The organism is Weizmannia sp. FSL K6-3076 (assembly GCF_038007245.1).
Taxonomy (GTDB): Bacteria; Bacillota; Bacilli; order Bacillales; family Bacillaceae_C; genus Weizmannia; species Weizmannia faecalis.
Window position 1 is genome coordinate 3,542,582 of record NZ_JBBOWU010000001.1, and the last position, 12,598, is coordinate 3,555,179.

The window sequence follows — 12,598 nt, forward strand, 5'->3', positions numbered from 1 at the left end:
GGAGGTCCATCATGTCTAACCAGTATTTAGATCCGAATTTAAAGATTTTCACCCTGAACTCCAACCCGAAACTTGCCAGGGAAATTGCCAACGTTGTCGGAGTTGAACTTGGAAAATGTTCCGTTTCACAATTCAGCGATGGGGAAATCCAGATCAATATTGAAGAAAGCATCCGCGGTTGCGATGTTTATGTGATACAGTCGACAAGCGATCCTGTCAATGAACATATGATGGAACTTCTAATTATGGTTGATGCTTTAAAACGGGCGTCGGCGCGGACCATTAATCTTGTGATCCCTTACTACGGATATGCACGGCAGGACAGAAAAGCGCGTGCACGTGAACCGATTACCGCAAAACTGGTGGCGAACCTTCTCGTAACAGCGGGTGCAACAAGGGTCATTACCCTCGATCTGCACGCCCCGCAAATCCAAGGGTTTTTTGACATTCCGATTGACCACCTGATGGGCGTTCCAATTATTGCAAAGTATTTTGAAGATAAAGGATTTCAGGCGGAAGATATCGTGGTCGTCTCCCCTGACCATGGCGGTGTCACCCGTGCGCGCAAACTGGCTGAACGTTTAAAAACGCCGATCGCCATTATCGACAAACGCCGCCCGCGCCCGAATGTGGCCGAAGTGATGAATATTGTTGGAAATGTGGACGGGAAAATTTGCATCATTATTGATGATATTATTGACACGGCAGGCACGATTACGCTTGCGGCAAAAGCGTTGATTGAAAGCGGCGCAAAAGAAGTGTACGCCAGCTGCACACATCCGGTTTTATCCGGGCCGGCAATTGAACGGATTAACAATTCCCCGATTAAAGAACTGGTGGCGACCAATTCCATTAACATTCCGGAAGAACGAAAAAGTGAAAAACTGGTTGAATTGTCTGTAGCTCCGCTTTTGGGTGAAGCGATTATCCGTGTGCATGAAGACCAGTCCGTAAGCCCGCTGTTCGATATTTGACAGCATTCCAGCGAAAATTATTTCAGAAAGCAGTCCAAGTTTTCACAAGAAGAGCACGCAATCCTGCAAATCGGGAAAAGCCTGCGTTATAGCGGTAATTTTAAGCTATTTTTTCAAAATAGGTTTATAATGGATAATGACAGGGTAAAGATATATTTGATGTTTGCTTAAACATTAGGAGGTCAACATTTATGGCAGAGGTACTTGAAGCAAAAAAAAGAGAGGATAAACACCATTCTTCCAGCCGCCGGTTAAGAAGAAACGGCTACATACCGGGCGTTGTTTACGGCTATCAGACGGAAAATACACCGGTTTATGTCAATGACACCGAGTTTGAAAAATTATTGCGTGAAAACGGAAGAAATGCGGTGCTTTCCTTGAATGTGAACGGGACACAGCGGAATGTAATGGTCCATGAAGTACAAACCGATCCTTTGAAAAATAAAATCATTCATGTCGATTTTCTTGCCGTAAATATGTCGGAAGATGTCGATGCTACTGTGCGCGTCGTCCTTACGGAAGAAAGTGCCGGCGTAAAAGACGGTGGCGTACTGCAGCAGGCACTGCATGAATTGTCGATTACGGCAAAACCGGATGAAATTCCTGATGCCATTACGGTGGATGTTTCCAATTTGCAAGTGAATGAAAACATTACGGTTGCGGACATCCGCGGACAGTATGGATTTACCATCAATCATGAAGATACGGAAACGATTTGCTCCGTTCTGCCGCCTCGTCAGGAAGAAGAAATCAGCACTGGCGAACAGCAGGAGTCAGGGACGCCTGAAAATCTTGAAGGACGGGAAACAAGCGAAGCATAACATCCGGGTTTATGAAAAAAGGCGTATGAGGATACGCCTTTTTTTGCCGTTATGCCAAATCCTTTGCTAAGAAAGCAATGCACCCGGCCTATTATGAGTGAATTTTTAAAAAAGTTTGCCATTCCCTTAGCACAGCGCAAGCTTGCCGGGGGAAATGATTGGGGCACAAAAATGCGCCACTTGTTCCGTTCCTTTATTTTCAAGGGCATGGAAGATCATGTCTTGCATTGTTCCCGTCATTCCGGGAAAAACTTGTCATATGCCCGTAGTCCGGCCTGCTTGCACTTTTATCTGTCTTCGTGGATAATTAAAATAGGGTTTTTACGTATAGAGAAACCGGCACGAAGAAAACGGGTGCGCTTATTTTTGCCCGAAACGAACTGCCTGTTTGCTAAAAAGGCATCACGGTATACATGATGCCTGGTCTTGCTGTCCCTTAAAAACGCTACAGACGGTTTTCCTCAACAGCTTATTTCATTTCAGCAAGGAATGAATCAATCGGGGTGTGAATATGAAATGTATTGTCGGGCTTGGAAATCCGGGAGCCCAATATGAACATACAAGGCATAATATCGGTTTTGAAGTGGTCAATCTGCTGGCAGAACGGCTGCAGGCCCCTTTTAAACAGTCGAAATTCAAAGGGCTGTGTGCAGAAACAACTGTAAACGGCGGGAAAGTGCTGCTTTTAAAACCGATGACCTATATGAATTTATCCGGTGAGTCGGTCAAAGCAGTCATGGATTATTACCGCCTTGGCACCGAAAATTTACTCGTCGTCTACGATGACCTTGATCTTCCGCCCGGCAAAATCCGCCTGCGGCAAAAAGGAAGCGCCGGCGGCCATAACGGAATCAAATCCATCATCCACCATCTTGGAACCCAGGAATTTAACCGGATTCGCATCGGTATCGGGCGGCCGGACAGAGATGCCTATATGCCGGATTATGTGCTCGGCCGTTTTTCAAAAGAGGACCGGGAGAAAATGCAGCTGGCGGTTGAAAAAAGCGCCGATGCTTGCGAAGCCTGGTTGAAAAAACCGTTCCCGGTCGTGATGAACCTTTATAATTGAGTCTTGAGTCGTATCGATGCGGAATATGGGGAATCTGCGCGAAATTCCGCGGCCATTTCTTCCGTTTTTATAAAAAAACGAATAACCCCTTCCCGTTGCGCCCATACTATATAAGGACGATATGAAAAAGGGGGCCGGAAGATGGCCGTTCATTACTATTGCCGGCACTGCGGCACAAAAATTGGCACCATCACGGACATCGAAGCAGACCGGATGGGACTTTTCTTTTTGACGGATGAGGAGCGGCAGGAAATGGTACTTCCTCAAGAAGACGGGAGCGTCCGCATCCAGTCAATTTGCGAAGAATGCCAGGATTCATTTGAACGCGAACCCGCATTTCATCAATACGGCTATTTAATCCAATAATCCGCTTTGGAAGGAGTCCAAAGCATTTTTCTGTTTTGCTGCAGGAACATTTATGCTTTCTGCAGCCCCTTCCTGTTTAAATTTTACAAAACAGTGTGAATAGTAGAGAAAGGGAAATCGGATCAAGAGAGGAGTTGGCCCTTTTTGGACGGAATACAAAAAATGATCCTTGAACACAAGGAAGCAGAATCGGTCATAAGCGGTACAACGGCCGGCCTGAAAGAGCAGCTTGTTTCCGGGTTGTCCGGTTCCGCCCGTAGCGCTTTTATTGCTTCGGTCTATCAAAAAACGGAACAGCCGGCCATTGTGTTAACTTATAATCTATTACAGGCGCAAAAGTTGTATGATGATCTCCTGCAATTTGTGGATGAAAGCGCCTTATTTCTGTATCCCGCAAATGAACTGATTGCGGCCGAATTGGGTGTGGCAAGCCCCGAGCTGATGGCCCAGCGGATAGAGGTGCTGAATGCGTTGCTATCGGGGAAAAATTGCCTGATCGTTGTCCCGATGGCCGGATTGCGGAAAATTTTGCCGCCGAAAACGGTTTGGGAAAAGTACCAGCTGCACGTCGAAACAGGAAAAGAAATTGAGCTTGATCACGTATTGGGAATGCTTGTGGAAATGGGTTACACCCGGTCGGATATGGTCGATTCACCGGGAGATTTTAGTGTGCGCGGCGGGATTCTTGATATATACCCGCTGACAGAAGAAGACCCCGTCCGGATCGAATTATTTGATACGGAAGTAGACTCCATCCGGACGTTTTCCGCTGACGACCAGCGTTCCCGGGATAAACTTTCTGCTGTCTCCATCGGACCGGCGACGGAATATCCGGCAGACCGTCTTTCGCTTATGAAAGCGGCTGAAACGGTAAAAGAAGGGCTCAGCAAAACACTTGCAAAAATTAAAGATGATCAGGTAAAACAACTGCTTGCCCAAAATATTAGTTTTGACATTGAAAAGCTGAAAAACGGGGAAAAACCCGATCAAATCTTTAAATATTTATCGATTCTATATGACCAGCCTGCCAGTCTCTTAGACTATGTGGAAACAGCCGGCATTTTATTTTTGGATGAGTTCGGCCGGATTCAGGAAATGCAGGAGCGCCTCGATAAAGAAGAAGCTGAGTGGTATACGGCGATGGTGGAAGAAGGCAAAATGATTTATGATTTGGCCGTTTCCCACGCCTTAGATACACTGCAGTCCGGAAAAAAATGGAAGAAAATCTATTTGTCACTGTTTTTGCGTCATATCCAAAATACAAATCCGCAAAACATTGTGAATATCGCTTGCAAGCCGATGCAGTCGTTCCACGGGCAGATGCATGTGCTGAAAGCGGAAATCGAACGTTGGAAGAAAGGCCGTTTTACGGTAGTTTTCCTTGGTGCGGACAAAAACCGGGCTGAAAAAATCCAAAGTGTGCTGGAAGATTATGAGATTGAAGCTGCTTACGTGGCGGAAGATCTTATCCCGGGGCATATCCAGGTGGCGGAAGGGAACCTGAACACCGGTTTTGAGCTGCCAATGTGCAAGCTTGCCGTTATTACGGAAGAAGAACTTTTTAATAAAAAGGCGAAGAAAAAAACGCGCCGGCAAAAGTTGTCCAATGCTGAGCGGATTAAAAACTATTCCGAGCTGAATGTTGGGGACTATGTGGTTCATGTCAACCACGGGATCGGGAAATATTTAGGGATTGTGACGCTTGAAATCAACGGCGTCCATAAAGACTATCTCCATATTAAGTACCAAGGTTCGGATAAGCTGTATGTGCCGGTTGACCAGATCGACCTTGTCCAAAAATACGTCGGTTCGGAAGGAAAAGAGCCGAAACTTTATAAGCTGGGCGGCAGCGAATGGAAACGGGTCAAACGGAAAGTCCAGTCATCCATCCAGGATATCGCGGACGACCTTGTCAAATTGTATGCGGAGAGGGAAGCATCAAAAGGGTTTGCCTTTTCTCCGGATGGGGATATGCAGCGTGAATTCGAGGCGGCTTTTCCATATAAAGAAACGGAAGACCAGCTCCGGTCGATCCAGGAAATCAAGCGGGACATGGAAAAAGAGAAGCCGATGGACCGTCTGTTGTGCGGGGATGTCGGCTACGGCAAGACAGAAGTGGCGATCCGCGCCGCTTTTAAAGCAATGATGGACGGCAAGCAAGTGGCCATGCTTGTACCGACCACCATCCTTGCCCAGCAGCATTTTGAAACGGTCACGGAAAGGTTCCATGGCTATCCGATAAAAGTCGGGCTGTTGAGCCGTTTCCGGACGCGTAAAGAGCAGAATGAAACAATAAAAGGCTTGCGCAACGGGACAATTGATATGGTGATCGGGACGCACCGGCTGCTTTCAAAAGATATCCAGTTCCATGATCTGGGCCTTTTGATCATTGACGAGGAGCAGCGGTTCGGTGTCAGCCATAAGGAAAAAATCAAGAAATTAAAGACGAATGTCGATGTGCTGACCTTGACCGCAACACCAATCCCAAGGACGCTGCATATGTCCATGGTCGGCGTACGCGATTTATCTGTAATTGAAACGCCGCCTGAGAACCGTTTCCCGGTACAAACTTACGTGCTGGAGTATAATGACCAGATGGTGCGGGAAGCGATCGAACGTGAACTGGCACGGGACGGGCAGGTTTACTTTTTGTATAACCGGATTGAAGATATTGAGCGGAAGGCGGAAGAAATTGCACGGCTTGTTCCCGATGCGCGCGTGGCGTATGCCCACGGCCGGATGACAGAATCTCAGCTCGAATCGGTCATTTTTGGTTTTCTTGAAGGCGAATACGATGTGCTTGTGACGACGACAATTATTGAGACGGGCGTGGACATCCCGAATGTCAACACCTTGATCGTCAATGATGCGGACCGGATGGGACTGTCGCAGTTATACCAGCTGCGCGGGCGTGTCGGGCGGTCCAACCGGGTGGCATATGCTTATTTTACGTACAGAAAAGACAAAGTGCTGGCGGAAGCGTCGGAAAAAAGGCTGCAGGCGATTAAAGAATTCACGGAACTCGGATCCGGCTTTAAAATTGCGATGCGCGATTTGTCCATCCGCGGCGCCGGCAACTTGCTGGGCGCACAACAGCACGGGTTCATCGATTCAGTCGGTTTCGATTTGTATTCGCAAATGTTGAAGGAAGCGATCGAAGCGCGGAAAGGGGCAGACGGCGAAGAGGAAAAACTGCCGCCATTTGAAGTCGAACTCGAAATTGATGCGTATATTCCGGATGCCTATATAAAAGACGGATACCAGAAAATTGAAATGTATAAACGTTTCAGGGGCATCGAGACGCTTGAAGATATCGAAGAATTAAAAGTAGAGATGATTGACCGTTTCGGCGATTATCCGCAGCAGGTAAGCGACCTGTTTACGATTGCGGAAATGAAAGTATACGCCAAAGAAGCAATGCTTTCATCGATTAAACAAAACAAACAACTGATCACGATTTTAATGTCCGAAAAAGGCTCGAAACAGGTAAACGGCCCGAAAGTCGTGGACATTGTGAGACAATACGGGCGTTCAGCCGGATTCGGCATGGAAGGCAATCAGCTGAAAATTACGCTGGATATTAAAAAAAGCAAGGGCCATGAGTGGCTTTACACCTGCACGGAAATGATCCGGGAACTGCGGGGCGCCTTTCTAAGGGCCGAAACGACGAGCGCTTCCCGGTAAGATGCAAGCAAAAAACTAAAGGGCTGGCGGTTTTTTGGTAAAGGCCCGTTTGTAAAAGCACGGAACAATGGTTTCTTTTGTTCCGTGCTTTTTACGGTTCTTTAGGTTTGCCAGGGAAAATTTTTGGGAAAAAGATAGAGAAGAATTGGAAATCAATCCAATCGATAGCAATTGTACAAAAAACGTTCATGATGTATAGAACTTGCCAGATGAAAGATACTAATGTCAACGCAGGTAAAGGATTCAAGAGCCATCTGAGGATGGAAAAAAATCATCTGATGAAAGTGAGGGCAACTTTAAATGAAAGCAACTGGTATTGTTCGTCGTATTGATGATTTAGGCAGAGTTGTCATCCCGAAAGAGATACGAAGGACGCTTCGTATCCGTGAAGGGGACCCGCTTGAAATTTTTGTGGACCGCGACGGGGAAGTCATTTTGAAAAAATATTCGCCGATCAGTGAATTAAGTGATTTTGCCAAGGAGTATGCCGAAGCGCTGTATGACAGTTTAACGAGCCCTGTCCTGATCTGTGACCGGGATGCCGTGATTGCAGTCAGCGGCGGTTCAAAAAAAGAATATTTAAATAAAAGAAACGGTGAAGTGATCGAAAAAGTCATGGAGGACAGAATGCCGGTTTTATCAAAAGAAAAAGGAAAAACGGCGCTGGTGGACGGTGTGGAGGAGGAACTGGCTTCTTATACGATTGCTCCAATTGTCGCAAGCGGCGATCCGATCGGTGCTGTCGCCATTTTTTCTAAAGACCGCACGCTCGGGGAAGTGGAACAGAAATCGGCGGAAACGGCTGCCGGATTCCTGGCCCGCCAGATGGAACAATAAGGCTTTTCTCCCGTTTTTTCCACGACTCTTTTGTCATCATTTATTTTCACGTACGCCAAAAAAACGCAGGCAAAGGGTCTGCGTTTTTTGATCTGTTTTTTTGCAGGTTGTCTGTAAGGCGCGTCTTGTATCCCTTTTTATGGTATAATACATTCGATTTTATTCTACGTACGGTGTGGCGGCCGTGTGAAAGGCAGAAAAGACGTGCAGCAGGATCATGAGTCAAAAAAGCTTTTTCAAGGCATTCTGATTTTAACCTTGTCATCCGTCATTACAAAAATCCTCAGTGCAGTTTACCGCGTGCCGTTCCAAAATATTGTCGGCGATGTCGGTTTTTATATTTATCAGCAAGTATATCCGATTTACGGGATTGTGATGGCACTCTCCTCTTCCGGTTTTCCGGTTGCCGTTTCCAAAATGGTGGCGGAACGGGAAGCAGCGGGCGAAAACAGCCACCGCACATTTTTAAACGCGGTGTTCCTCATCCTCGGTTTATTCGGTGCCGGATTGTTTCTTGCCGTTTTTTTCACTGCAGGGAAGCTGGCGGCATGGATGGGGGATCCCCGTCTTTCTCCGCTTATCCGGACGGTTTCCTGTTCCTTTTTGCTGATGCCGTTGATTTCCGCGATCAGGGGTGTTTATCAGGGACAGGGAAGGATGGTGCCGACTGCGCTCAGCCAGGTACTCGAACAGACGGTCCGGGTTGCGGCCATTCTTCTTCTTTCCTTTTGGCTGGTCCGCGGCGGTTTTTCGCTTTATGCAGCCGGACAAGGGGCCGTGTTCGGTTCCGTGCTGGGAGGTGCGGTGTCTGCGGCAGTGCTTGTATTTTATCTGGTAAAGGGCGGCAGACAGGAAAAGGCAGCCCAGCTCCTTGAATGGAACGACGTAAAGCAGGCGGCCCGCTCCCTGTTTTGCAGCGGGATTGCGGTCTGTATCAGCGGCCTTGTCCTCGTTTTGTTCCAATTTGTCGATTCCCTCCATCTTTACGCGTTGTTAAAAGACGCCGGCTGGGGGGCGGAAGCGGCAAAAAAACTGAAAGGCATCTACGACCGCGGACAGCCGTTTTTGCAGCTTGGAACAGTGGCAGCGTCCTCCTTTGCCCTGAACCTTGTCCCGGTAATTGCACTTGAATATAAGAAGGGCAGGCGAAAAAGCCTTGAAAAACAGGTACAGGCTGCTTTAAAAATCAGCACGGCGATCGGCGCGGGCGCTGCAGTTGGACTGATTGGGATCATGCCGTTTGCCAATACGATGCTGTTTGAAAACAGCGAGGGAACAGCTGTGCTGTCTGTTTTTTCGGTTTCCATCTTATTCAGCACCTGGATTTTAACCTTTTCAGGAATCCTGCAGGGACTGGGGAAGGTGTACACCCCTGCAGTTGCCATTGCAGCAGGCGTCCTGTTGAAATATGGGTTAAACGAGGTTTGGGTTCCCCGTTTCGGGACCATGGGCGCTTCCGCTGCCACCGTCGCCGCTTTAGGGTTTATTTCGCTTATATTGATGATAAAATTGGGTAAAGCATATGTTAAAATGCTGCCGGCTCTATTTTTCGGCAAGCTCGCTCTCTCCCTTTTTGCCATGTCCGCTTGTTTGCAGCTTTGGCTCCGCCTGTTTGCCTACGGGCTTTCGGGCAGGGCAGCAAGCGTCCCGGCTGCTTTGGGGGGAACAGCGATCGGTGCGGCTGTTTTTCTATTTTGTGCCGCCCGGCTGCGTTTGCTGACGGATGAAGAATGGGGGCTTGTGCCTTTTGGAACAAAATTAGCCGGCCTGAAAGGAAAGAATTGGATTGGAAAACAAAAAACATAGCATCACCGTTGCCGGTCTCGGGGCCGGGGATATGGGCCAGCTTCCGCTCGGTGTATACAGGCAGCTGAAAGCAAACCGGAAAATTTTTCTGCGGACAAAAGAACATCCGGCCGTGTCGGAACTTGAGCGGGAAGGGATGAAGTATACGGCTTTTGATGACGTATACGAGCGCCACGATCAATTTGAAGCGGTATACGAAGAAATTGTGGAGATCCTTTTCCGGGAAGCGGAACAGGAGGATATTCTTTATGCCGTACCCGGCCATCCGTTTGTGGCGGAACGGACAGTCCAGCTTCTGCTCGAACAAAGCGCGGCTAAACAGACGGAAATCAAAATCGCGGGCGGGCATAGTTTTATCGATGCGCTGTTTGCTTCTGTCAGGGTGGATCCGATTGAAGGCTTCCAGCTTGTGGATGGTATTGCTTTAAAACCGCACGACATCCGGACGAACCAGCATCTGGTAGTCGGGCAGGTGTATGATACTTTGACGGCTTCTGAAGTCAAGTTGGCCCTCATGGAAAAATATCCGGATGAACACCGGGTGGCAATCGTCCGCGCTGCCGGCAGTACGGATGAAGCTGTTAAATGGCTGAAGCTGTATGAACTGGACCGCGGATTTGAGCTCGATAATTTAACGAGCGTCTACGTTCCGCCGCTTAAAGAGCAGGATTTGCGGGATTTCGCCGAGCTGCGGCAAATCATTGCGGCTTTGCGTGCGCCGGATGGCTGTCCATGGAACCGGGCACAAACCCATCTTTCGCTGAAAAAATATTTGGTTGAAGAGTGCGGGGAAGTACTTTCAGCGATTGATAATGAAGATGAGGACAACCTCGTTGAAGAGCTTGGCGATGTGCTGCTCCAGGTTTTGCTGCATGCGCAAATTGGTGAAGAGGAAGGCATGTTTACGATAGAAGATGTGATAGAAGGGCTTGCTTCAAAAATGATCCGGCGCCATCCGCATGTGTTCGGCAATGTGAAAGCTGAAAGCGCTGAAGAAGTCGCGCAAAACTGGGAGCGGATAAAAGCTGCCGAAAAACAGGAAAAACGGGAGTGAGGGATGGATATGGAAAACACGACAATGCGTCTCGATAAATTTTTAAAAGTCTCACGGCTGATCAAACGGCGTACGCTTGCAAAAGAAGTTGCCGACCAGGGCAGAATCGAAATCAACGGCGTCCAGGCAAAAGCCAGTTCAAACGTGAAGACAGGGGATGAACTGACCATCCGTTTCGGCCAGAAAGTGGTCAAGGTGAAAGTGGAGAATTTAAGGGAGTCGACAAAAAAAGAAGACGCCGCTGGCATGTACACGATGATCAGTGAAACGCGGGTCAATGAATAAAAATGTTTCAGGGTGTCCGAAGCCATGAACCGGCTATGGACGCCTTTTTTATTTTTTTGGCAGAATGCGCGCCCTGGGGATGTGCGGGAGAGGATCACACCCGAAAAGTTCTAGAATGGAAGCTTTACGGGAAGGCGTTTCCGGAGGTCCGTGCGAATTCGTATGGCCGTGCTTTAGTTTCGTGTGCTGTTCCCTTTTGGTCTTTTTTTGTCCGGACGGGCATAGTATAGTACAAAGTTTGGACAAGGAAAGTGGGGATCAGGATGAGTGACTTTTATAATACACCGCAAGCAAGCAAACCGGTTCTCCAGGAACACGATGTGATAATGCGCGGCCGCAAGCTGCTGGATATTACCGGCGTGAAGCAGGTGGAAAGCTTTGACAATGAGGAGTTTTTGCTGGAAACGGTGATGGGCTTTCTCGCCATTCGCGGGCAGAATTTGCAAATGAAAAACCTGGATGTTGACAAAGGGGTCGTCTCGATAAAAGGAAAAGTGTTTGATCTTGTTTATTTGGATGACCATCACGGGGAGAAAGCTAAGGGACTCTTTAGCAAGCTGTTTAGATGAGCCTGAGCGTGCAATTTTATACGATGCTTGCCATGATCGCGATGGGAAGCTTTTTCGGCGGCACCCTTGATACGTATAACCGTTTTTTGCAAAGACGGAAAAGAAAGCGCTGGGTTGTCTTTGTCCATGATGTTCTTTTTTGGCTGTGCCAGAGCCTGCTGCTGTTTTATGTCCTGTTCCTGGTAAACGCCGGGGAAGTCCGGTTTTATATTTTTATCGCCCTCCTGTGCGGGTTTGCCGCTTACCAGGCATTATTCAAAAACGGGTACTTGAAGCTGTTGGAATGGTGCATCCAGGCAGCACGCCGCATCGGCCGGTTTACAGCCGGCATGTTCCGGCTTCTTGTTTTCCGCCCGGCCAAAGGATTTGTCCTTCTTTTGTTTGCCCTTTTTCTCGGCGCAGGGCGATTGCTTTATACGATTGTAAAAATGATGGCAAAAATGGTAATATGGATATTAAAGACCGGGCTTAAACCGTTTTCCGTACTGGGTGTTTTTTTATGGCGCATCAATCCGCTGCGCGCCTCTTTTGAACGTTTTTTTAAGAAAACGGCAGGATTATGGAAAACAATCCAGAATAAGTTTATCAAACTGAAAAACCGGATCGGCAGGTTTTTTAAAAGATAAGCCCGGTGGCTATACTTTCCGCTCTGCCTAGGGCTTTTTAGGAGGGAGTATGTTGGGACGCAATATTGCTTCAATGGACAATGCTTATATAAAACAGCAATCGGTCAAAGAAAAAGTACTGGCGAGAAGGCGTAAGCTGCTTTTCCGGCGATTGGCGCTTTTCGGTGTTATGGCAGTGCTTGTTTCCGCACTGCTCGTCTCTACCCTGGTCTCACGGAACGCACAGCTCGCTGCAAAAAAAGAACAAAAAGCAAAGCTGGAGCACCAGGTAAGGGACATTGACAAGCAGCAGGCGATGCTTAGAAGCGAGATTAAGAAACTGAAAGATGATAACTATATTGCAAAACTCGCCCGCAGCGAATATTTCCTTTCCAAAAAAGGGGAGATCATCTTTAATCTGCCTGATTCCAAAAAGAATGCCCAAGAAGAAGACGTGTCTTATTGACACTCTTTTTTCATGTTCGTTATAATATGTTAAAGGTTGATTTTTTTATCTTTTAAGGAGGA

The 12,598-nt window shown here is 47.7% G+C and carries 12 protein-coding genes; all 12 read left to right on the top strand.

Features of this window, described 5'->3' with window-relative positions; translation table 11 throughout:
• The first annotated feature begins 11 nt into the window (after positions 1-11).
• The 12 genes from NSS95_RS16780 to NSS95_RS16835 all read left to right on the top strand — a co-directional run bounded on the left by NSS95_RS16780 (position 12) and on the right by NSS95_RS16835 (position 12,536).
• Positions 12-974, top strand: a complete 963-nt coding sequence (locus tag NSS95_RS16780; RefSeq protein WP_026684016.1) for a ribose-phosphate diphosphokinase — start codon at positions 12-14, stop codon at positions 972-974.
• A gap of 191 nt (positions 975-1,165) precedes the next feature.
• Complete coding sequence (locus NSS95_RS16785; protein ID WP_017550871.1) at positions 1,166-1,795, top strand: 50S ribosomal protein L25/general stress protein Ctc; 630 nt, start codon at positions 1,166-1,168, stop codon at positions 1,793-1,795.
• Positions 1,796-2,306: 511 nt separating this feature from the next.
• Complete coding sequence (gene pth, locus NSS95_RS16790) at positions 2,307-2,864, top strand: aminoacyl-tRNA hydrolase (RefSeq protein ID WP_017550869.1); 558 nt, start codon at positions 2,307-2,309, stop codon at positions 2,862-2,864.
• A gap of 141 nt (positions 2,865-3,005) precedes the next feature.
• Entirely contained in the window at positions 3,006-3,230 is a 225-nt protein-coding gene (locus tag NSS95_RS16795) for an anti-sigma-F factor Fin family protein (protein WP_014096567.1), read from the top strand.
• 144 nt (positions 3,231-3,374) lie between these two features.
• Entirely contained in the window at positions 3,375-6,914 is a 3,540-nt protein-coding gene (gene mfd / locus NSS95_RS16800) for a transcription-repair coupling factor (protein WP_061565046.1), read from the top strand.
• Positions 6,915-7,214: 300 nt separating this feature from the next.
• The gene (gene spoVT, locus NSS95_RS16805; protein WP_014096565.1) at positions 7,215-7,751 is read left to right on the top strand and encodes a stage V sporulation protein T; all 537 of its coding nucleotides are present in this window, start codon (positions 7,215-7,217) and stop codon (positions 7,749-7,751) included.
• Positions 7,752-7,937: 186 nt separating this feature from the next.
• Positions 7,938-9,557: a putative polysaccharide biosynthesis protein gene (locus NSS95_RS16810; RefSeq protein ID WP_340714035.1), complete on the top strand. Its 1,620-nt coding sequence runs from the start codon at positions 7,938-7,940 to the stop codon at positions 9,555-9,557.
• A complete protein-coding gene (locus NSS95_RS16815) occupies positions 9,538-10,611 on the top strand; it encodes a MazG family protein (protein WP_035183015.1) in 1,074 nt (357 codons plus the stop codon). The genes NSS95_RS16810 and NSS95_RS16815 overlap by 20 nt, the downstream gene beginning before the upstream one ends.
• Before the next feature lie 24 nt (positions 10,612-10,635).
• Entirely contained in the window at positions 10,636-10,896 is a 261-nt protein-coding gene (locus NSS95_RS16820; RefSeq protein ID WP_282098237.1) for an RNA-binding S4 domain-containing protein, read from the top strand.
• A 263-nt stretch (positions 10,897-11,159) separates the two neighbouring features.
• Positions 11,160-11,465, top strand: a complete 306-nt coding sequence (gene yabP, locus NSS95_RS16825) for a sporulation protein YabP (RefSeq protein ID WP_014096561.1) — start codon at positions 11,160-11,162, stop codon at positions 11,463-11,465.
• Entirely contained in the window at positions 11,462-12,091 is a 630-nt protein-coding gene (yabQ, locus tag NSS95_RS16830; RefSeq protein ID WP_014096560.1) for a spore cortex biosynthesis protein YabQ, read from the top strand. The genes yabP and yabQ overlap by 4 nt, the downstream gene beginning before the upstream one ends.
• 49 nt (positions 12,092-12,140) lie before the next feature.
• Positions 12,141-12,536: an FtsB family cell division protein gene (locus NSS95_RS16835; RefSeq protein WP_340714036.1), complete on the top strand. Its 396-nt coding sequence runs from the start codon at positions 12,141-12,143 to the stop codon at positions 12,534-12,536.
• Positions 12,537-12,598 lie beyond the last annotated feature (62 nt).